21 protein-coding genes are annotated in these 20,833 nt (G+C 39.5%); 20 read left to right on the top strand and 1 reads right to left on the bottom strand.

Features of this window, described 5'->3' with window-relative positions:
• Positions 1 to 64 precede the first annotated feature (64 nt).
• Positions 65 to 331, bottom strand: coding sequence for a 30S ribosomal protein S20 (gene rpsT, locus ABE41_RS13250; RefSeq protein WP_066291124.1), 267 nt, complete (start codon positions 329 to 331; stop codon positions 65 to 67).
• A 158-nt stretch (positions 332 to 489) separates the two neighbouring features.
• Here rpsT and gpr point away from each other — a divergent pair, with 158 nt between their 5' ends.
• The 20 genes from gpr to ABE41_RS13150 all read left to right on the top strand — a co-directional run bounded on the left by gpr (position 490) and on the right by ABE41_RS13150 (position 20,823).
• The gene (gene gpr / locus ABE41_RS13245; protein ID WP_066291115.1) at positions 490 to 1,599 is read left to right on the top strand and encodes a GPR endopeptidase; all 1,110 of its coding nucleotides are present in this window, start codon (positions 490 to 492) and stop codon (positions 1,597 to 1,599) included.
• Between the two features lie 188 nt (positions 1,600 to 1,787).
• Positions 1,788 to 2,135: a DUF3679 domain-containing protein gene (locus ABE41_RS13240; protein ID WP_066291113.1), complete on the top strand. Its 348-nt coding sequence runs from the start codon at positions 1,788 to 1,790 to the stop codon at positions 2,133 to 2,135.
• Between the two features lie 138 nt (positions 2,136 to 2,273).
• Entirely contained in the window at positions 2,274 to 4,109 is a 1,836-nt protein-coding gene (gene lepA / locus ABE41_RS13235; protein WP_066291112.1) for a translation elongation factor 4, read from the top strand.
• A gap of 73 nt (positions 4,110 to 4,182) precedes the next feature.
• A complete protein-coding gene (gene hemW / locus ABE41_RS13230) occupies positions 4,183 to 5,328 on the top strand; it encodes a radical SAM family heme chaperone HemW (protein ID WP_066291110.1) in 1,146 nt (381 codons plus the stop codon).
• Between the two features lie 80 nt (positions 5,329 to 5,408).
• Positions 5,409 to 6,434 (top strand): heat-inducible transcriptional repressor HrcA, encoded by a 1,026-nt coding sequence (hrcA, locus tag ABE41_RS13225; protein ID WP_066291108.1) that lies wholly within the window; start codon positions 5,409 to 5,411, stop codon positions 6,432 to 6,434.
• Positions 6,435 to 6,456: 22 nt separating this feature from the next.
• The gene (gene grpE, locus ABE41_RS13220) at positions 6,457 to 7,041 is read left to right on the top strand and encodes a nucleotide exchange factor GrpE (RefSeq protein WP_066291105.1); all 585 of its coding nucleotides are present in this window, start codon (positions 6,457 to 6,459) and stop codon (positions 7,039 to 7,041) included.
• 30 nt (positions 7,042 to 7,071) lie between these two features.
• Positions 7,072 to 8,895, top strand: a complete 1,824-nt coding sequence (gene dnaK, locus ABE41_RS13215; protein ID WP_066291103.1) for a molecular chaperone DnaK — start codon at positions 7,072 to 7,074, stop codon at positions 8,893 to 8,895.
• Positions 8,896 to 9,290: 395 nt separating this feature from the next.
• Entirely contained in the window at positions 9,291 to 10,403 is a 1,113-nt protein-coding gene (gene dnaJ, locus ABE41_RS13210) for a molecular chaperone DnaJ (RefSeq protein ID WP_066291099.1), read from the top strand.
• A gap of 36 nt (positions 10,404 to 10,439) precedes the next feature.
• A complete protein-coding gene (gene prmA / locus ABE41_RS13205; protein WP_066291096.1) occupies positions 10,440 to 11,381 on the top strand; it encodes a 50S ribosomal protein L11 methyltransferase in 942 nt (313 codons plus the stop codon).
• A gap of 18 nt (positions 11,382 to 11,399) precedes the next feature.
• A complete protein-coding gene (locus ABE41_RS13200; RefSeq protein WP_066291094.1) occupies positions 11,400 to 12,152 on the top strand; it encodes a 16S rRNA (uracil(1498)-N(3))-methyltransferase in 753 nt (250 codons plus the stop codon).
• Positions 12,153 to 12,157: 5 nt separating this feature from the next.
• Complete coding sequence (gene mtaB / locus ABE41_RS13195) at positions 12,158 to 13,510, top strand: tRNA (N(6)-L-threonylcarbamoyladenosine(37)-C(2))-methylthiotransferase MtaB (protein ID WP_066291091.1); 1,353 nt, start codon at positions 12,158 to 12,160, stop codon at positions 13,508 to 13,510.
• A 121-nt stretch (positions 13,511 to 13,631) separates the two neighbouring features.
• Positions 13,632 to 14,306, top strand: coding sequence for a deoxyribose-phosphate aldolase (gene deoC, locus ABE41_RS13190; protein WP_066291090.1), 675 nt, complete (start codon positions 13,632 to 13,634; stop codon positions 14,304 to 14,306).
• A 149-nt stretch (positions 14,307 to 14,455) separates the two neighbouring features.
• Entirely contained in the window at positions 14,456 to 14,629 is a 174-nt protein-coding gene (rpsU, locus tag ABE41_RS13185; protein ID WP_007202240.1) for a 30S ribosomal protein S21, read from the top strand.
• Between the two features lie 14 nt (positions 14,630 to 14,643).
• On the top strand, positions 14,644 to 15,087 hold the full coding sequence (locus ABE41_RS13180; protein ID WP_066291087.1) for a GatB/YqeY domain-containing protein: 444 nt from the start codon (positions 14,644 to 14,646) through the stop codon (positions 15,085 to 15,087).
• Between the two features lie 408 nt (positions 15,088 to 15,495).
• Positions 15,496 to 16,830, top strand: coding sequence for an NfeD family protein (locus ABE41_RS13175; protein ID WP_083207798.1), 1,335 nt, complete (start codon positions 15,496 to 15,498; stop codon positions 16,828 to 16,830).
• 16 nt (positions 16,831 to 16,846) lie between these two features.
• Positions 16,847 to 17,854 (top strand): flotillin-like protein FloA, encoded by a 1,008-nt coding sequence (gene floA / locus ABE41_RS13170; RefSeq protein WP_066291082.1) that lies wholly within the window; start codon positions 16,847 to 16,849, stop codon positions 17,852 to 17,854.
• A 2-nt stretch (positions 17,855 to 17,856) separates the two neighbouring features.
• Positions 17,857 to 18,279, top strand: coding sequence for a hypothetical protein (locus ABE41_RS13165; RefSeq protein ID WP_066291079.1), 423 nt, complete (start codon positions 17,857 to 17,859; stop codon positions 18,277 to 18,279).
• A gap of 74 nt (positions 18,280 to 18,353) precedes the next feature.
• Entirely contained in the window at positions 18,354 to 18,635 is a 282-nt protein-coding gene (gene yqfC, locus ABE41_RS13160; RefSeq protein WP_066291078.1) for a sporulation protein YqfC, read from the top strand.
• A 26-nt stretch (positions 18,636 to 18,661) separates the two neighbouring features.
• The gene (yqfD, locus tag ABE41_RS13155) at positions 18,662 to 19,855 is read left to right on the top strand and encodes a sporulation protein YqfD (protein ID WP_066291075.1); all 1,194 of its coding nucleotides are present in this window, start codon (positions 18,662 to 18,664) and stop codon (positions 19,853 to 19,855) included.
• 5 nt (positions 19,856 to 19,860) lie between these two features.
• Positions 19,861 to 20,823, top strand: a complete 963-nt coding sequence (locus tag ABE41_RS13150; protein ID WP_066291073.1) for a PhoH family protein — start codon at positions 19,861 to 19,863, stop codon at positions 20,821 to 20,823.
• Positions 20,824 to 20,833 lie beyond the last annotated feature (10 nt).

Raw genomic sequence — 20,833 nt, 5'->3', positions numbered from 1 at the left:
AAAACAGCCAAATAAAAAAACGACCTATTGGTGTAAGGCCGTTTTTCAGGTTTCATCCTTAAATTTATGCGTTAACACCGTTTAAAGCCTTCGCTAGACGAGACTTTTGGCGAGAAGCTGCATTTTTGTGGATAAGTCCTTTGTTTGCTGCTTTGTCAATCTTCTTAGAAGCAGTAACAAATGCCGCTTGAGCACCTTCTGCATTGTTTGAAGCTGCAAGTGCTTCAAAGTTTTTGATCGCAGTACGCATGCCAGACTTTAGTGAAGCGTTGTGAGCACGACGCTTTTCGTTTGTTTTTACACGTTTAATCGCTGATTTAATATTAGCCAATTCATTCACCTCCCTAAATGAACCATGATGCAACAAAATTGCTATCCGTTGCAAAAAATAGGACACAAAGTATTCTATCAAAATCGTGATTTAAATGCAATACAAGAATGAAAAGGAACAGTTGCGGCAAAAATAATACAAAAGGACGGTGGCAGATTATGGGTAAAGATTTAAACCTTCAGGCATATTCAGTTCGTACGGATTTAGCTATTGAAGCACACGATATGTTATTAAAAGAAGATGAAGTTGTAAATAAAAGCACTCTTGAAGGTGTCATTATAAATGAAACAAACAAAGATGGAATTAAGTGTGTGAGAGTAGAAATCGATGAAAAAGGCGCAGAAACTACTGGTAAAAAACCAGGATTATATTTAACTTTTGAAGTTCAGGGAATCCGTGAAAAAGACTCAAAACTTCAGCAGCAAGTACAGGAAGTTTTCGCGAGAGATTTTCATCAATTTTTAAAAGAAGAAGGCGTGAAGCAAGATGATACATGTCTAGTAGTTGGATTAGGAAACTGGAATGTAACGCCTGATTCACTTGGACCGCTCGTGGTAGAAAACTTAACGATAACGAAGCATCTTTTCGAGCTGGCACCTGAGAATGTAGAAGAAGGTTTCAGGCCAGTCTGTGCAATCTCTCCGGGGGTAATGGGAATCACGGGAATCGAAACTAGTGATATCATCGACGGGATTGTAAAAAGAGTTAATCCAGACTTTGTAATAGCGATTGACGCATTAGCTTCCAGGTCAATCGAAAGAGTGAATGCAACGATTCAAGTATCGAATACTGGTATTCACCCAGGTTCCGGAGTCGGAAATAAGCGTAAAGAATTGAGTAAAGAGACGCTCGGTATTCCTGTGATTTCAATCGGAATCCCTACTGTTGTTGATGCGGCTACCATTACAAGTGATACAATCGATTTTATTTTAAAGCACTTCGGCCGGGAGATGAACGAAAAAGACAAGCCCTCTAAGTCGCTCCTTCCTGCTGGTTTGACATTTGGAGAAAAGAAAATATTAACAGATGAGGATATGCCAAAAGACGAACACAGAAAGTCGTTTTTAGGAATTGTGGGGGTGTTGGAGGATGATGAAAAGCTGCGGTTAATACGTGAGGTATTGGCGCCGATCGGGCATAATCTAATGGTTACTCCTAAAGAAGTAGATGTGTTTATTGAAGATATGGCGAACGTTTTAGCAAACGGTCTGAATACTGCACTTCACGGGCAGATTGATCAAGGAAACACTTCTTCGTATACACATTAAAAAAGGCTAGTTTCTAAAAGATTGTTTTTTTTGTTTTGTGAAGCCTCTCCGTTGACAAGTTGATTGGAGCATCCTGGAGCGGAAATCAACCGCTCCTAATAGCAACAGAGTTTAAATAAACAGTCATGTTTGGACAAGCTGCTGCATAAATTTGAATCGTACATCCTCGTAAACAAGGGGGAAAACCAATGACGAAATTTATGTTAAAGTGTTTTGGAATTACAGCCTTGCTTTTGTTCGGTGTTTTATTTGGTATTCAAAAAGCACATTTTGAGATGAATGAACTGAAAGGTGCTTCTAATAAAGAGAGCATAGAATCAATGAATGATAGTTTTTCTCCAGAAAATGAAGATGTTGATAAAACATCTAGCCATGATATACAAGCGAAACAGGAAACTTTAAATAAGATTGATTCGTTTAATGTTTTTTCTGCTTTAGGACAAAAGCTCACTTCATGGATCTCATCAGCTTTCAGTGTCATGATTTCAGTGCTAGGCATCATTATTCAAGAGATGCTTGATGTATTCTCTCCATAAGAACCTTTAAAGGGCAGATCTTTAAAGGTTCTTTTTTGTTCAAATCCCTATTTTTACAGGTTGTGATTGAAAGAGGTATCTTGTATTGCTATAATCAAAGCTAGTGACTTTTCCTAAAATTGTAGGAGTGAACGTAAAATGAACAGAGAAGAAAAATTAAAAAGACAAGCTAAGATCAGAAACTTTTCCATCATTGCACATATTGACCATGGGAAATCTACTTTAGCTGACAGAATTTTGGAAGAAACAAGTGCTCTAACACAGCGTGAGATGAAAGAACAGCTGTTAGACTCAATGGACTTAGAACGTGAACGTGGAATAACGATTAAATTAAATGCCGTTCAGCTTCAATATAAAGCAAAAGATGGTGAGATTTATACGTTCCACTTGATTGATACCCCAGGACACGTAGACTTTACATACGAGGTGTCCAGAAGCTTAGCAGCTTGTGAGGGAGCGTTGCTTATCGTAGATGCTGCTCAAGGAATTGAAGCACAAACGTTAGCGAACGTGTATTTAGCTCTTGAGAATGATCTAGAGATATTGCCAGTTATTAACAAGATCGACCTGCCGAGTGCTGAGCCAGAACGAGTGCGCCAGGAGATTGAAGATGTTATCGGACTGGATGCATCAGAAGCAGTACTTGCTTCAGCGAAAGCAGGCATTGGTATTCAAGACATCCTAGAGCAGATTGTAGCAAAAGTGCCAGCTCCTCAAGGTGATCCTGAAGGTCCGCTTAAAGCGCTTATCTTCGACTCTTTATATGATCCATATAGAGGCGTAGTTACGTATATTCGAGTGGCAGAAGGAACTGTTAAGGTCGGCGATAAGATCAAAATGATGGCAACTGGTAAAGAGTTTGAAGTACTTGAACTAGGAGTGTTTACTCCAAAAGCGGTTCAGAAAGACTTTTTAACGGTTGGTGATGTTGGTTTCTTAACGGCATCCATCAAAAACGTTGGCGATACACAAGTCGGTGATACGATTACTAGCGCCGTAAAAGGGGCAACAGAGCCACTTCCAGGTTATAGAAAAATGAACCCAATGGTATATTGCGGACTATATCCAGTAGACACGGCAAAGTATAACGATCTTCGTGAAGCATTAGAACGACTTGTATTGAATGATTCTGCTCTTCAATATGAGCCAGAGACATCTCAAGCCCTTGGATTTGGATTCCGATGCGGATTCTTAGGACTTCTTCATATGGAGATCATTCAAGAACGTATCGAACGTGAATTTAACATCGATCTAATCGCAACAGCACCAAGCGTTATTTATAACGTTACGATGACGGATGGGGAAAAAATCGTCGTCGATAACCCTGCTAATATGCCTGAAGCACAGAAGATTTCTGTCGTTGAAGAACCATATGTAAAAGCTTCAATCATGACACCGAACGATTATGTCGGGACGATTATGGAAATCTGCCAAAAGAAACGCGGTATCTTCATGACGATGGATTATTTAGAAAACAATCGCGTAAACGTTCTTTACGAGATTCCGCTTTCTGAGATCGTGTATGATTTCTTTGATCAGTTAAAATCAAGTACAAAAGGGTACGCATCTCTTGACTATGAGTTGATTGGTTATAAACCTTCAAAGCTGGTTAAAATGGAAATATTGCTGAACAATGAAAAGATTGATGCATTGTCTGTTATTGTTCATAAAGACTTCGCATATGAGCGTGGTAAAGTTGTCGTTGAAAAGCTAAAAGAACTGATTCCGCGTCAACAGTTTGAAGTGCCAATCCAAGCTGCAATTGGTCAGAAGATTGTCGCTCGTTCTAACATCAAGGCATTAAGAAAGAACGTTTTAGCAAAATGTTATGGCGGGGATATCTCACGTAAACGTAAGCTATTAGATAAGCAAAAAGAAGGTAAGAAGCGAATGAAGACAATTGGTCGGGTAGATGTACCACAAGAAGCGTTTATGGCCGTTCTTCGTATGGATGATACTAATAACAATAAATAAAAACCATTATAAGACCGCGAAGGCAATTTTAGCGGTCTTTCCTAATTTATGAGAATAAAAGGCGGTGAACATCGTGCTTAAAGCGGCATATCTTCATATACCATTCTGTGTTCAAATTTGTCACTATTGTGATTTTAACAAGATTTTCATTCATCAGCAGCCAGTAGATGAGTATTTAGCGTCCATGAAAAAAGAGATGTTGAATACGACGTCCAGGTTTAAGAGCTATGAAATGGAGACGATTTTTGTAGGAGGGGGCACCCCCACTTCTTTAAGTGAAAATCAACTGAATACCTTTTTAAATGATGTAAACGAAGTGTTAGGAAACAAATCCGTAAAAGAATTCACAGTTGAGGCGAATCCTGAACAAACAACAAAAGAAAAAATCGCAGTTCTAAAAGATAACGGGGTTAACAGGCTGAGTATAGGCGTACAAGCATTTCAATCATCTTTGTTAAAAAAATTAGGCCGAACACATAACAGGGAAGATGTGTATTCAACTGTTGCTGAAGCTAAAGCAGCAGGAATACACAATATGTCGATTGATTTGATGTTTGGTTTGCCAGGACAAACGATGGATATGTTCAAGGAGTCAGTGGAAGAAGCGCTATCCTTAGATGTTCCGCACATATCGTCTTACTCATTGCAGATTGAAAAGAAAACCGTTTTTTATAATTTAGCCCAAAAAGGTAAGCTCATCTTGCCAGAGCAAGAGCTTGAAGCCGCTATGTACGAATATTTAATTGAAACTCTTGATAAAAAGGGGTACAAGCAATATGAGATCAGCAATTTTGCGATTCCCGGGTTTGAGAGCAAGCATAATCTCCAATACTGGAACAATAACGAATATTTTGGGATTGGAGCAGGAGCACACAGTTATGTTGAGGGTACTAGAAGAAGGAATGCTGGTCCTTTAAAGCAGTATATGAGCTTGATAGAAGAACATGGTTTTCCTTATATAGAAGAACATCCTGTTCCGATTACAGAAAAGATGGAAGAAGAAATGTTTATGGGCCTTCGTAAACAAGAAGGAGTCTCAGATCAAGATTTTATTGATCGGTATGGCCGTTCGATGTTCGAAATATATAAAGAACCCATTCAAAGAATGATTCAAAAAGGCTGGCTTGATAAACATGAAGGAAGGCTCTTCCTCACAAAAGATGGAAGACCTCTCGGGAATGAAGTATTCCAAGAATTTATTGGTGTAGTTTTAGATTGACAACGAAGACTACCTTTTGGTAACTTATATTATAGATTTAGCACTCGCTTCTGATGAGTGCTAACAAATGGGGTGATGGGATGTTAACGGAACGGCAACTCTATATCTTACGTGTTTTAATAGATGATTACATTAAGCATGTTGAGCCTGTAGGTTCCCGTACAATCTCTAAAAGAGAAGACATTACCTACAGTCCTGCCACGATTCGCAATGAACTGGCAGATCTTGAGGATCTTGGATTCTTAGAGAAAACCCATACTTCTTCTGGAAGAATTCCGTCTGAAAAAGGCTATCGATTCTATGTGGATCACCTGCTGCCTTCATTGTCTGTTTCATCGAACGAAACGGACAGAACTGAACTTTTGTCTACTGAAAAGGTTCAAGAAGCTGAAGCGTTATTTGACCAATCAGCAAGAATCTTATCAGATTTAACGAACTATACGTCTGTTGTTCTAGGTCCGAACGCTCTTGATATGAAACTTCGGCACATGCAAATCATTCCATTGTCTTCACAGATGGCGGTGGCAATATTTGTAACGAATACTGGCCATGTTGAAAACAGACAGATCGTGCTGCCAAATTCAATTGAGCCGTCTGATTTGGAGAAGCTTGTTAATATTCTGAATGAAAGACTTGCAGGTGTCAGATTAATAGAGCTGAACAGCAGAATTCAGATGGAACTGTCAGCTGTATTTAAAAAGCATCTGAAGGATTATCAAAATATGAGCGTTTTCCTGGATCAGCTTCTTTTGTGGAGCAAAAAGGAAAAGCTGTTTTACGGCGGGAAAACAAATATGCTTTCCCAGCCAGAGTTTAGAGATCTGGATAAGGTACGGCCGCTTCTAGACTTTTTGGAAACACGCGACTTGATGGAGAAGCTTGTTTCATCGACAGAAAAAGGTGTAACGGTTAAAATCGGGACTGAGAACGAGCATGAAGCGATGAAGAATTGCAGTGTCATTAATGCTTCATACACGATGCATGGGAAACATCTCGGTACGATTTCTTTAATCGGTCCGACAAGAATGGAATACAAAAGAGTGATATCTTTACTGGATTCCTTATCCAGGGAAATGACGAACCGCTTAAATGATTTTTCTAAGTAATGCATTTTAGGGAGGTGAAAGCATGAACAAAGAGGAAACAACTCAGAACCAAACAGAGGCTGAATTAAATGAAGAAACAGTAGATACTGCAGTGGAAGAAGAAGTTCAAGAAGATAACATTACTGAAGAATCTGTTGAAGAAATACTAACAGAAGAACAGCAGAGAATTCAGGAGTTGGAGTTAAAGCTTGAAGAAGCTAGCCAAAAGAACCTTCGTCTGCAAGCGGATTACGATAATTTCCGCCGCCGTACAAGAGAAGAACAGGCAGCAAGCCTTAAATATAAATCTCAGAGTCTGCTTGAACAATTATTACCTGCTCTAGATAACTTTGAGCGTGCTTTGAAGACTGAAGCTACGAACGAACAAACCCAAACATTGATTCAAGGAATGGAAATGGTTTATCGCCAGTTAGCTGATGCGTTAAAGCAAGAAGGTCTAACAGAAGTACCAACAGTTGGTGAAAAGTTTGATCCGAATATGCACCAAGCTGTGATGCAAGTAGAAGATTCAGAATACGAATCCAACACTGTTATCGAAGAATTGCAAAAAGGCTATATGTTAAAGGACCGTGTTATACGTCCTGCTATGGTAAAAGTAAACGCATAAAACTACATATTTTTTATGGAGGGAAAAAACATGAGTAAAATCATCGGTATTGACTTAGGTACAACAAACTCTTGTATTGCTGTTATGGAAGGCGGAGAAGCGGTAGTTATTCCTAACCCGGAAGGAAACCGTACAACACCGTCTGTTGTAGCTTTTAAAGATGGAGATCGTTCTGTTGGGGAAGTAGCGAAGCGTCAAGCTGTTACAAATCCAAACACAATCATGTCTATCAAGCGTTATATGGGTACAGACCACAAAGAAACGATTGAAGGAAAAGATTATACTCCTCAAGAGATTTCAGCTATCATCCTTCAAAAACTTAAATCACATGCAGAAGATTATCTTGGCGAAAAAGTTGAGAAAGCTGTTATTACAGTTCCAGCTTATTTCAATGATGCTCAGCGTCAAGCAACTAAAGATGCTGGACAGATTGCTGGTCTTCAAGTTGAGCGTATTGTTAACGAGCCTACTGCTGCAGCGTTAGCTTATGGACTTGAAAAAGATGAAGACCAAACAATTCTTGTATTTGACCTTGGGGGAGGTACGTTCGACGTATCAATCCTTGAACTAGGTGATGGTTTCTTCGAAGTTAAGTCAACTTCTGGCGACAACAAACTTGGTGGAGATGATTTTGACCAAGTAATCATTGATTATTTAGTAAGTGAATTCAAGAAAGAGAACGGTATTGATCTTTCTCAAGATAAAATGGCTCTTCAACGTTTAAAAGATGCAGCTGAAAAAGCGAAAAAAGATCTTTCTGGTGTAAATTCTACACAGATTTCTTTACCGTTTATCACAGCTGATGCATCTGGACCGAAGCACTTAGAGTTAAACTTATCACGTGCTAAATTTGAAGACTTATCTTCTGATCTAGTTGAGCGTACGATGGCACCTACACGCCAGGCATTAAACGATGCTGGAATGTCACCATCTGACATTGATAAAGTTATTCTTGTAGGTGGATCAACTCGTATCCCTGCAGTTCAAGAAGCAATCAAAAAGTTTACTGGAAAAGAGCCTCATAAAGGGGTTAATCCGGATGAGGTAGTAGCACTTGGAGCTGCTATTCAAGGCGGAGTTCTAGCTGGAGATGTTAAAGATGTAGTTCTTCTTGACGTTACACCGCTTTCACTTGGTATTGAAACGATGGGTGGCGTATTCACAAGATTGATCGACAGAAACACAACGATCCCTACATCAAAATCACAAGTGTTTTCAACAGCTGCTGACAACCAGACATCTGTAGACATCCATGTCCTACAAGGTGAGCGTGAGATGGCTGCACACAACAAGACTCTTGGAAGATTCCAATTATCTGAGATTCCTCCGGCACCACGCGGCGTACCTCAAATCGAAGTAAGCTTTGATATCGATGCAAATGGTATCGTTAACGTACGTGCGAAAGATCTTGGTACGAATAAAGAGCAATCAATCACGATTAAGTCTTCTACTGGACTTTCTGATGATGAGATCGAACGCATGGTAAAAGACGCTGAGGAAAATGCTGAAGCTGACAAGAAGAAACGTGAAGAGATTGACACAAGAAACGAAGCAGATCAGCTTGTATTTACAGTTGATAAAACATTGAAAGACCTTGAAGGCAAAGTAGATGAAGCTGAAGTTAAAAAGGCAGAAGAAGCTAAAGAGAGCTTGAAGAAAGCACTTGAAGGCAGCGACATCGAAGCAATTAAGAAAGAAAAAGAAGCATTAAGTGAAATCGTACAGCAGCTATCTGTTAAACTATATGAGCAAGCGGCACAACAAGCACAAGCTCAACAAGGTGATGCAGAAGGCAAAAATGATGATAATATCGTAGATGCTGATTATGAAGAAGTGAACGACGATAAAAAATAAGATCAAGCAATAAAAAGTCAAAGTCAGGATATCTTGACTTTGACTTTTTTTCTGAAAGGCTGTTTTCGCAAACTCTGATGCTCTTGGAAGTGGTTGATTTCCGTTACAGGATGCTCGCTTTCCGCGGGGCGTGCGGTGAGCCTTCTCGGCGCTTTGCGCCATTAGAAGTCTCACCTGTCCCGCTAATCCCGCAGGAGTCTCGCACCTTGCACTCCAATCAACTTGTCAATGAAGAGAAAAAAATGAGCCGAAAGCAATAATTTTTTAGAGAAGAGCCTGAAAAGCAATGATTTTTATACAGACTCTTGACTCGCTGGTGTTTGCAGTTTCGTCTTGAGTCAGGTGATATTCAATGGTAAGATAACTTTTATGTGAGAATTCGGGAGTGTCCTATTATGAGTAAAAGAGATTATTACGAAGTACTTGGATTAGATAAGAACGCCTCCAATGATGAGGTGAAAAAAGCATACCGTAAGCTTGCCAGACAGTATCACCCTGATGTGAACAAAGAGGCAGATGCGGAAACAAAGTTTAAAGAAGTTAAAGAAGCATATGAAACGTTAAGCGATCCACAGAAAAAAGCACACTACGACCAGTTTGGACATACTGACCCTAATCAGGGATTCGGTGGAGCAGGAGCTGGCTTTGAAGGATTCGGTGATATATTTGATATGTTCTTTGGCGGTGGCGGCGGAAGACGTAATCCAAACGCACCGCGACAAGGAAACGACCTTCAATATGGGCTTCGGCTTTCATTTGAAGAAGCGGTATTTGGTAAGGAAACTGAGATTCAGATTCCAACTGAAGAAACATGCGGTACATGTCATGGTTCTGGGGCTAAGCCAGGCACAAAACCAGAAACATGTTCACACTGTAATGGCAGCGGCCAGCTGAATGTTGAGCAAAACACTCCATTTGGACGCATCGTTAACAGAAGAGTATGTAATCATTGCAGCGGTAAAGGGAAAATTATTAAAGAAAAATGTAATACATGTCACGGAGCAGGAAAGGTACGCAAGAATAAAAAACTTTCCGTAAAAGTTCCTGCTGGTGTAGATAATGGTCAGCAGATCCGTATGTCAGGACATGGTGAACCAGGAGTGAATGGCGGTCCTGCTGGTGACCTTTATGTTGTTTTCCAAGTGGCTGAGCACGAATTTTTCGAGCGTGACGGGGACGATATCTATTGTGAAATGCCTTTAACATTTGTTCAGGCAGCGTTAGGTGATGAAATAGAAGTGCCTACTCTGTACGGAAAAGTAAAGCTGAAGATTCCTGCTGGTACCCAAACTGGAACACACTTCAGGCTGAGAGGAAAAGGCGTGAAGAATGTTCATGGACGCGGTCAGGGAGATCAGCACATACAAGTAAAAGTTGTTACACCGAAAAATTTAACAGAAAAACAAAAGCAGCTGCTTCGAGATTTCTCTGAAATAAGCGGAAGTCTGCCCGATGAACAGCAAGATGGATTTTTTGATAAAGTAAAACGTGCTTTTAAAGGTGAGTAAAAAAGCCTTCTTAATCTTAAAAACGGAGTTGATATGATGAAATGGTCAGAAATTAGCATCCACACTACTCAGGAAGCTGTTGAACCAGTATCAAATATTTTACATGAAGCAGGAGCAAGCGGAGTTGTGATTGAGGATGTGGATGACCTCTCAAAAGAGCGCCAATCCGTATTTGGTGAAATTTATCAGCTTAATCCTTCTGACTATCCTTCTGAAGGTGTCATTTTAAAAGCATACCTTCCTGTAAATAGTTTTTTAGGAGAGACCGTTGAAGAGATTAAGCAGGCCATTACAAACCTTGTGAAATACGATATCGATATTGGTGCAAATACCATTTCAATATCTGAAGTTAACGAAGAAGAATGGGCGACTGCCTGGAAAAAATACTATAAGCCAGTCAAAATATCAAAGCGGATTACGATTACCCCGACCTGGGAGGAGTACGTACCTGTCCATTCTGACGAGTTAATTATTGAATTAGATCCTGGCATGGCATTTGGAACCGGAACTCATCCCACTACCGTTATGAGCTTGCAGGCTATCGAAAAATATATTCAAGAAGGCGATACTGTAATTGACGTAGGAACAGGATCCGGAGTTTTAAGTATTGCATCTGCAATGCTCGGTGCAGGCAAGGTGGATGCCTATGATCTGGATGAAGTTGCAGTTAACAGTGCCCGTTTAAATGTAAAGCTGAATAAAGTGCATAATAAAGTTCATGTTGATCAAAATGATTTACTGAAAGGGATAACAGGTCCTGCAGACCTTATTGTCGGCAATCTTCTTGCAGAAATCATTCTCCTATTCGTCGAAGATGCAGCCAAAGTATTAAAACCAGGCGGCTATTTCATTACTTCAGGCATCATTCAAGGAAAGAAACGTGATGTTAAAGCGAAGTTAGAACAGCAAGGGTTCCGGATTGTTGAAATCTTGGAGATGGAAGATTGGGTGGCAATCGTCGCTCAAAATCAGAAATAAGAACAGGAAGTGCTCGAAATGCAAAGGTATTTTGTTCCCGCTGAAAGCTGGGAAAATGACCGTGTTTTCATAAAAGATGAAGATGCGAAACATATTTCTAAGGTTATGAGAATGCAGCCGGGAGACAACATTATATGCTGTGACAATAATGGCAGGTCTGCGGTTTGTGAAATATTAGACCTAGGCGGGAACATTGTAGAAGTGCAGGCTGTAAATGAGCTGGAATCAGATTCTGAGATGCCTGTTTTGATCACCATTGCACAGGGCCTTCCAAAAGCAGATAAGCTTGAATACATTGTTCAAAAAGGGACTGAGCTTGGAGCTTCAACTTTTTTTCCTTTCTCAGCGGACCGTTCAGTTGCGAAATGGGACGATAAAAAAGCAGCAAAAAAGAAGGATCGTTTAGAAAAAATAGCTAAAGAAGCAGCTGAACAATCGCATAGAAGCAAGATTCCAGAGATTATGAATCCTGGGTCTTTTTCCGATTTGCTAAAATTAGCAGAACAGTTTAATATAAAAATCGTTGCATATGAAGAAGAAGCTAAACAGCAAGAATACAGCCGTTTTTCTTCTGCTTTAAAAAAGATTGCAAGAGGAGATAAACTTCTTTGCGTTATCGGTCCAGAAGGCGGGATAAGCGAAAAAGAAGCGATGGTCCTTAAAGAACATGGATTTGAATTATGCGGACTGGGTCCAAGAATCTTAAGGACCGAAACAGCTCCATTATATATTTTATCTGCTATTTCTTATCATTTTGAATTAAAGGGGTGATGAAAATGCCATCTGTTGCATTTCATACTTTAGGCTGTAAAGTCAATCATTACGAAACAGAAGCAATCTGGCAGCTGTTCCAGTCAGAAGGCTATGAAAGAACTGACTTTGACAATTCGGCGGATGTTTATGTTATTAATACATGTACGGTTACAAATACAGGGGATAAAAAAAGCCGGCAGGTAATTAGACGTGCAATACGAAAAAACCCTGATGCAGTCATTTGTGTTACGGGATGCTATGCACAAACATCACCTGCTGAGATCATGGCTATTCCTGGAGTAGATGTTGTTGTCGGTACACAAGATCGGTCCAAGATGCTTATGTACATTCAGCAATATCAGGAAGAAAGAATGCCTATTAATGGTGTATCCAACATTATGAAGGCTAGAGTATATGAAGAATTAGACGTACCAGCTTTTACTGACAGAACTAGAGCATCTTTAAAGATTCAGGAAGGCTGCAATAACTTCTGTACATTCTGTATCATTCCTTGGGCAAGAGGGTTATTGCGTTCAAGAAAACCAGAAGATGTTCTGTCTCAAGCACAGCAATTAGTGGATTCAGGCTATAAAGAAATCGTTCTGACGGGAATCCACACTGCTGGTTATGGTGAAGATATGAAAGATTATTCTTTTGCCAAATTGCTCCGTGATTTAGATAAAAATGTTACAGGACTTAAACGTATACGTATTTCATCTATTGAGGCGAGCCAGATCACAGACGAAGTAATTGAAGTTATGGGTAATTCTGAAAAAATCGTTCCTCACCTGCATATCCCTTTACAATCAGGTTCAAATACGGTTCTTCAGCGCATGAGAAGAAAGTATTCTATGGAAATGTTCGGTGAACGTCTTGACAGGTTAAAAGAAGCTTTGCCAGGACTTGCAATTACATCTGATGTCATTGTAGGTTTTCCCGGAGAAACAGAAGAAGAATTTATGGAAACTTATCGTTTTATTGAAAACCATAAATTTATGGAACTTCATGTGTTCCCTTATTCAAAACGGACTGGTACACCTGCGGCAAAAATGGAAGATCAGGTTCCTGAAGACATAAAGAACGAACGTGTTCATAAATTAATCTCTCTATCTGATCAATTAGCAAAAGAATACGCATCAAATTATGAAGATAAAGTAGTTGAAGTAATTCCGGAAGAAGAGTTTAAGGATGAACAAGGCAAGAATTTATTTGTAGGATATACGCCAAACTACTTAAAGGTTGTCTTCGAAGGTAATGAAGACATGATTGGGAAATTAGTGAAAGTGAAAATCACAGAAGCTGGGTATCCTTATAATAAAGGTATATTTGTTAAACAAGAAATGGAAGAAGTGTTAAAGCAAGCTGTATCAAGCTAACATCCTGAAATTCATTTCAGGATGTTTTTTATCGGGCCATATAAATGCTGCTCGATTTATGTCAAATAATTTGGTATGATACTACGGTATTTAATTTTTAAGTTCAGAAAGGATTGTTTTTATGAGCAATTTAAACGTTGCAAGAATGATTGATCACACAGCTTTAAAAGCAGAAACTACAAAGAAAGAAATTTTGACTCTTTGTGAAGAAGCTAAAAAATATAATTTCTTTTCTGTATGTGTTAACCCAACTTGGGTATATACAGCTTTCGAACAACTAAAAGATTCTGATGTAGCAGTATGTACTGTTATCGGTTTTCCTCTTGGTGCAAACACTCCTGAAGTAAAAGCATTCGAAACTAAAAATGCTATTGAAAATGGTGCGACTGAAGTTGATATGGTAATTAACATCGGCGCTTTAAAAGATGGCAACTACGAGCTTGTTGAACAAGACGTTCGTGCTGTTGTTGAAGCTGCAAAAGGCAAGGCATTAACAAAGGCAATTATTGAAACTGCTCTTTTAACTGACGAAGAAAAAGTGAAAGCGTGTGAGATCGCTGTAAAAGCTGGAATTGACTTTGTTAAAACATCAACTGGCTTCTCAACTGGCGGAGCTACAGCAGAAGATATTAAACTTATGCGTGAAACTGTCGGACCAAACATTGGTGTAAAAGCTTCTGGAGCAGTCAGAGACCGCGAGACAGCCTTAGCAATGATCGAAGCTGGTGCAACGCGTATTGGAGCTAGTGCAGGGATTGCTATTGTTGAAGGCGGAACGTCTACTTCTGATTACTAAGCCGAGACTAAAAATAATTAATTTTACTCTCCTAAACCAGCCTGTACAAATTAAGTTGACCGCATAACAAGGATATATTATAATGGCAAAAGATATGTGACGCATTCTTACGTTTTTTGTAAGGGTGGTCTGGAGGGAGGGAAATACAAATGGCAGAAACACGTGTTCGCAAGAACGAATCCATTGATGATGCTCTTCGTCGTTTTAAAAGATCCGTTTCCAAAGATGGAACATTGGCTGAAGTTAAAAAGCGCAAGCATTATGAAAAGCCAAGCGTAAAGCGAAAGAAGAAGGCTGAGGCAGCAAGAAAGCGTAAGTTCTAAGAGAGGTGTAAGATATGAGTCTTCTTGATACATTAAATCAAGACATGAAGCAAGCGATGAAGAACAAAGATAAGCAAAAGCTTTCTGTAATTCGTATGTTGAAGGCATCTCTTCAAAATGAGGCCATCAAACATGGACGCGAATTAAATGAGGAAGAAGAGCTCACTGTGCTTGCACGCGAGATGAAACAAAGAAAAGACTCCCTCCAAGAATTCGAAAAAGCTGGCCGCGAAGATTTAGTCGCTGGTCTTCAAGATGAAATTGCTGTTCTTACGCCATATCTTCCTAAACAGTTGACTGAAGAAGAACTACATGAAATTGTTGCTCAAACAATTTCAGAAACTGGGGCTGCTTCTAAAGCTGACATGGGTAAAGTTATGGGTGCACTTATGCCTAAAGTTAAAGGGAAAGCCGATGGCGGTCTCGTTAACCGTATAGTGCAGCAACAATTATCATAATTGAAATTGACAAACGCTCTGTATTTATACAGGGCGTTTTCTTATTTTCTGGGACTTTTTTTAAAGATTTTTTTTATTCATGACCATTTTTGTTAAGGCTTATTTCTAAAAAAATGTTTGATTTTGACCATTTTTGTGGAGTACGCTTCTTCGACTAGTTGATTGGAGCGTAAGGTGCCAGACTCCTGCGGGACTAGCGGTCAGGTGAGATCCCGCAGGCAGTATTTTGCCGAAGAGGCTCACCGCTCGCCCCGCGGAAAGCGAGCATCCTGGAGCGGAAATCAACCACTTCCAAAAGCAACAAAGGTTACGGAAATAGCCTTTGTTAAATAACTACAAAGACTATTTAATCAACATTTAATTGAAACTTTTCCCACAAATTAACGTAAAATAGAAGAAGAAGGGGGGATTTTAGTGAAAAGGACCCGATTGCTGATCTATAGCATATGTTTTATATGGGGAATTTACGGTTTATTATCAACCCAGCAAGTTTTTTCAGCTGGTCAAGGGAAAACCGTAACATTTATTCCTGTTGAGCATGAAGTTGAAAGAGGTCTTGAGGCTTTTTTAGAAAGAAATATTAAAAAAGCTGAAGAGGATGGTACTGACCATATCGTACTCGAGATCTATACTCCAGGCGGACGGGTAGACGCAGCAATACATATAGCAAAACTGATGAGGGAAACAGACATACCAATTACTGCGTACGTTGTGAAAAATGCTTTTTCTGCAGGTGCTTATATAGCTTTAAATGCTGATGACATCGTTATGAAACCTTCTACTACGATTGGTTCAGCCGCTGTTATAGACAGCCAGGGAAATACAGCAGGACAAAAGGCAGAATCAGCATGGAAGGCAGAGATGCTGGCCGCAGCAGAACTTAACGATCGTGATCCATTATATGCAGAGGCAATGGTCGACCCTGATGTTAAAATTCCTGAGCTTGAGTTAAAGAAAGGTGATCTTCTGACATTAACTGCAAGTGAAGCTTTAAAAGTGGGTTATGCTGAAAAGATTGCAGAGGATCGACAGGAACTATTAGCCTATTTAGACCTGGAAGATGCTAAGATTTTAGAATCGGAACCTACTTTTGCCGATAAAATAGCCCGTTTTGTAACAAATCCAGTTATCGTGCCGATACTGCTTTCTTTAGGAAGCTTAGGACTCGTACTTGAATTATATACACCAGGGTTTGGTATAGCAGGATCTATAGGCGCACTGTCATTATTCTTGTTTTTCTATGGTCATATGATAGCTGGTTTAGCAGGCTGGGAAGCAATCATTTTGTTCGTGATAGGATTTATTTTAATCATAATGGAGATATTTTTGCCCGGAGGTATTATGGGCATAATTGGGGTGGTAGCCATGCTAACTGGTTTGATACTTGCAGGTGGTTCTTTATCAGGAATCCTGATCGCGATTGCGATAGCCATTATTGTAACAATTATTGGCTCATACTTTTTCATCCGCTCGTTTGGTTACAATGGTCCGCTAAAACGTTTAGTGCTCTTCGATTCAACAAGTTCTGAAAAAGGGTACCTTTCGCACAGCGAACGTATTGATCTAACCGGAAAGATGGGGATTACTGCTACACCGTTACGACCTGCTGGCAGTGTCAAAATTGATGACGAGTATATTGATGTTGTATCAGAAGGTTCTTTTATTGGAAAAGATGAAAAAGTTAAAATTGTAAAAGTTAGCGGAGGCCGTGTCGTAGTGAGGCTGGCCGAAAATAAAGAATGAATGGAGTGTGTTGTTAATGTTAGAACTTAGCTCAATTGCAAGTATTGTAATCATTGGTCTTATAGTAATTGCTTTGGCAGTATTGTTTACTTTTGTCCCTGTAATGCTTTGGATTTCTGCACTGGCTGCAGGAGTAAGAGTAGGCATCTTTACCTTAGTAGGAATGAGATTAAGAAGGGTTATTCCAAACCGTGTCGTAAATCCATTGATTAAAGCAGTAAAAGCGGGATTAGAATTAAGTACAAATCAGCTTGAGAGCCACTATCTCGCAGGAGGAAACGTTGACCGTGTAGTAAATGCATTGATTGCTGCACACCGAGCTAACATCGAACTTAGCTTTGAAAGAGCGGCAGCAATCGATCTTGCAGGCCGTGATGTACTTGAAGCTGTACAGATGAGTGTTAATCCAAAAGTGATCGAAACTCCTTTTATCGCTGGTGTAGCTTTGGATGGTATTGAAGTGAAAGCTAAAGCAAGAATTACAGTAAGAGCAAATATTGACCGTCTTGTAGGTGGTGCTGGTGAAGAAACAATCATCGCTCGTGTTGGTGAAGGAATAGTCAGTACAATCGGTTCTTCTGAAACACATAAAAAAGTACTTGAGAATCCCGATATGATTTCTCAAACAGTCCTTTCAAAAGGTCTAGATGCAGGAACAGCTTTCGAAATTCTTTCGATTGATATTGCGGATATTGATATCGGAAAGAATATCGGTGCAGAACTGCAAACAGATCAAGCGATGGCAGATAAGAATATTGCACAGGCAAAAGCAGAAGAAAGACGTGCGATGGCAGTAGCGAACGAACAAGAAATGAAAGCAAGAGTCCAGGAGATGAGAGCAAAAGTTGTGGAAGCAGAAGCAGAAGTACCGATGGCATTAGCCGAAGCTCTGCGTTCAGGCAATATGGGCTTTATGGATTACATGAACATGAAGAACATTATGGCAGATACGACCATGAGAGAATCGATCAGTAAGTCTTCTAATCCAGATAAAGAGAACGATGATAAAGGACGGAAAATGTAATCATGAATATCATTGAAGCGATTATTGATATCCTGATTGCAAATATCGCTTTTGTTGTTATTATTGCTGGCGGGTTATACAGCTTCTTTAAAAGAATGAACGATACAAAGAATGCGAATATACCTGCACCTGCAAAGCGGACGAATGAGCAGCCTAAACAACAAGCTTCTCCATTTGGCCTTCCGCGCGAAGCTGTTAGTCAGCCTGAAAGAGAGATTACGATTTCGTCGGAAAAGAGACCCGATAGAAAAGAAGCAATCACTAAACGGTATGAGGATTTAAAGCATAAAAGCAACACGAATCGTTATCAGGATAAAGAAGAAGCTATCCTAGGAACATTCAAAGCAGATCAAAAAGAACTTCAAAAAGCAGTTATATGGTCAGAAATTCTTTCAAAGCCTAAAGCATTGCAAAAACGAATGTAACTGAAAGCAAAACAAAGAAATAAAGTGATAGTTTGCCCCCTTCTCTCATAAAAATAGAGAGAGGGGGTTTTTTTATGGGAAAATTGCGGCAGCAAGTAAGCAAATGGATGATGCAGAACCTTGAATTACCAGCAGACGCAGTAATGGATTTACCCCGGATAACGATGATTGGACAACTACACATTTATATAGAAAATCACAGGGGCGTAAAAGCTTTTTCCAATGAACAGCTCAAGCTTAAATTGAAGCAAGGCACTCTCGTCATTTCGGGCAGGGAATTTGTCATTAAAACCATTCTTCCAGAAGAGATTCTATTAGAAGGAACCATCTCTTCAGTGGATTTTGAAAACGATTAAAAGTTTCTAGGATATGGAGGGACAAAATGAAAAGCAAATGGAACAATAATTTTAAAGGATATGTGAGAATTGAAATTATTGGACAAGAGTCCAGCTCCTTCATCAACACTTGTATCCAGTCAGGGATACAAATTTGGGACATCAAACCCCTCGATGGTGATCGTGTCCATGTGTCAATTTCAGTTCCAGATGTCCAGAGAGCAAAAGCTATTTTAAAACAAAACAAGCTGAAAATTAGAATTAAGGAAAAAAAAGGAACGCCGTTTCTGCTAAAAAAAATGTGGAAAAGAAATGGTTTTATATTGGGTATGGTCTCATTTATTTTCATTCTGTTTTTATTATCTAATATGATTTGGAATATTAATGTCATCGGCGCAAATCCTAAAACTGAATATGAACTTAGAAAAGCTGCATTAGAAATAGGAGTAAAAAAAGGAAAGTTTATTTTTTTATTGCCGAATGTAAGAGAGGTACAAAGGCAGCTTACAGAAAAAATGGGAAATGTCACTTGGATAGGCGTGACACAGCATGGAACATCGTATCGATTTGAAGTCGTAGAAAAAGAGATACCAAAGGAAAAACCAATTACAGGTCCGAGACATCTCGTCGCTACAAAACAAGCAGTTATCCATTCTCTATTCGTTGAAAAAGGACAACCAGTAGTAACTGTAAATGATTATGTGCAGAAAGGATCTTTATTGGTGTCCGGATATATAGGCAAAGAAAAAAAACCGGAACTTGTAAGTGCAAAAGGAGAAATCTTAGGTGAAGTCTGGTATGAAACCAAAGTGGAAATCCCTTTAAATACTTCTTTTCAAACGTACACAGGAAAGTATGAAAATAGACATTACGTTTCTTTGTTTGGATTAGATATTCCGATTTACGGATTTTCCGATGGAGAATTTCAGGATAAAACGGAAACACTAAACGAAAGTCCTCTTTATCTGGCTAAGTGGAAGATGCCCGTTTCTTATATCAAAAAAGAGATCCGGGAAACAGACGGAGTAAAACGGTCTTACACGAAAGCTGAAGCTATAGAGGTTGGGAAAAAGATGGCAAAAAAAGAATTGCTAAAAAAACTGCCAGAAGATGCAAAAATTAAAGGTGAAAAAGTTTGGCAACAAAAGGTCTCGAATGGTAAAGTAAAATTAACGATGCTCTACCAAGTAATTGAAAATATTGCATCTGAACAACCTATACCTATCCAACAAGGAGAATGAGTAGTTTGTCAGAAACGAAAAGACTTAATTCATTACAACTCGAAAATACAACAGAAGCCGCATCACTCTTTGGGCCGAACGATGCCTTTTTAAAGGTCATTGAACACAAGCTCAACGTAGGTATAGTCACCCGCGGAGAAGAAATTTTAGTAACAGGGGAACTAGCGAAAGCTGAAATGGTTGAGGAAACGCTTTCGGTGTTATTGAAATTAGTGCGCAAAGGCATAAAAATATCTGAGAGGGATATTGTTTATGCAGTTCAGCTCGCAGAAAAGAACATGCTGGATGAATTAAGTGAATTATATGAAGAAGATATAGCGGTTACAGCAAAAGGTAAGCCGATACGTGTTAAAACACTTGGGCAAAGACATTACGTTCAATCTATGAGAAAGCGTGACCTTGTGTTTGGCATTGGACCAGCGGGAACGGGTAAAACGTATCTTGCAGTTGTCATGGCTGTAAATGCCTTAAAAGACGGCCGGATTAAAAAAATTGTCCTGACACGTCCTGCAGTGGAAGCTGGTGAAAGCTTAGGCTTCTTGCCAGGAGATTTAAAAGAAAAAGTTGATCCTTACTTGCGCCCGCTTTACGATGCGCTGCATGATCTTCTTGGTGCAGAACATACTGAGAGACTTATCGAACGGGGAACGATTGAAATTGCCCCATTAGCATACATGAGAGGCCGTACCTTGGATGAAAGCTTCGTTATTCTTGATGAAGCGCAAAATACATCTCCTGAACAAATGAAAATGTTCCTGACACGTCTCGGATTTGGGTCGAAAATGGTGATAACCGGTGACCTTACACAGATTGATCTGCCTAGAGGAAAAGAGTCCGGATTAAAAGTTACCGAAAAAAGACTAGAAGGCGTTAATGGAATTGATTTTATATACTTAAAACAATTAGATGTTGTAAGACATCCGCTGGTTCAGCGGATTATTGAAGCATATGAAACATATGATAAATAAGGACTCCTAT

The organism is Fictibacillus arsenicus (assembly GCF_001642935.1).
In the GTDB taxonomy this organism is placed as follows: Bacteria; Bacillota; Bacilli; order Bacillales; family Fictibacillaceae; genus Fictibacillus; species Fictibacillus arsenicus_B.
Note: the sequence above shows the minus strand (reverse complement) of the source record. Positions and strands in the feature narration are given on the sequence as shown.

Bases quoted from the DNA above. Each gene is read 5' to 3' on its own strand.
- gpr (WP_066291115.1), top strand. From the start codon at position 490: ATGGGTAAAGATTTAAACCTTCAGGCATATTCAGTTCGTACGGATTTA.
- ABE41_RS13240 (WP_066291113.1), top strand. From the start codon at position 1,788: ATGACGAAATTTATGTTAAAGTGTTTTGGAATTACAGCCTTGCTTTTG.
- lepA (WP_066291112.1), top strand. From the start codon at position 2,274: ATGAACAGAGAAGAAAAATTAAAAAGACAAGCTAAGATCAGAAACTTT.
- hrcA (WP_066291108.1), top strand. From the start codon at position 5,409: ATGTTAACGGAACGGCAACTCTATATCTTACGTGTTTTAATAGATGAT.
- grpE (WP_066291105.1), top strand. From the start codon at position 6,457: ATGAACAAAGAGGAAACAACTCAGAACCAAACAGAGGCTGAATTAAAT.
- dnaK (WP_066291103.1), top strand. From the start codon at position 7,072: ATGAGTAAAATCATCGGTATTGACTTAGGTACAACAAACTCTTGTATT.
- dnaJ (WP_066291099.1), top strand. From the start codon at position 9,291: ATGAGTAAAAGAGATTATTACGAAGTACTTGGATTAGATAAGAACGCC.
- prmA (WP_066291096.1), top strand. From the start codon at position 10,440: ATGAAATGGTCAGAAATTAGCATCCACACTACTCAGGAAGCTGTTGAA.
- ABE41_RS13200 (WP_066291094.1), top strand. From the start codon at position 11,400: ATGCAAAGGTATTTTGTTCCCGCTGAAAGCTGGGAAAATGACCGTGTT.
- mtaB (WP_066291091.1), top strand. From the start codon at position 12,158: ATGCCATCTGTTGCATTTCATACTTTAGGCTGTAAAGTCAATCATTAC.
- deoC (WP_066291090.1), top strand. From the start codon at position 13,632: ATGAGCAATTTAAACGTTGCAAGAATGATTGATCACACAGCTTTAAAA.
- rpsU (WP_007202240.1), top strand. From the start codon at position 14,456: ATGGCAGAAACACGTGTTCGCAAGAACGAATCCATTGATGATGCTCTT.
- ABE41_RS13180 (WP_066291087.1), top strand. From the start codon at position 14,644: ATGAGTCTTCTTGATACATTAAATCAAGACATGAAGCAAGCGATGAAG.
- floA (WP_066291082.1), top strand. From the start codon at position 16,847: ATGTTAGAACTTAGCTCAATTGCAAGTATTGTAATCATTGGTCTTATA.
- ABE41_RS13165 (WP_066291079.1), top strand. From the start codon at position 17,857: ATGAATATCATTGAAGCGATTATTGATATCCTGATTGCAAATATCGCT.
- yqfC (WP_066291078.1), top strand. From the start codon at position 18,354: ATGGGAAAATTGCGGCAGCAAGTAAGCAAATGGATGATGCAGAACCTT.
- yqfD (WP_066291075.1), top strand. From the start codon at position 18,662: ATGAAAAGCAAATGGAACAATAATTTTAAAGGATATGTGAGAATTGAA.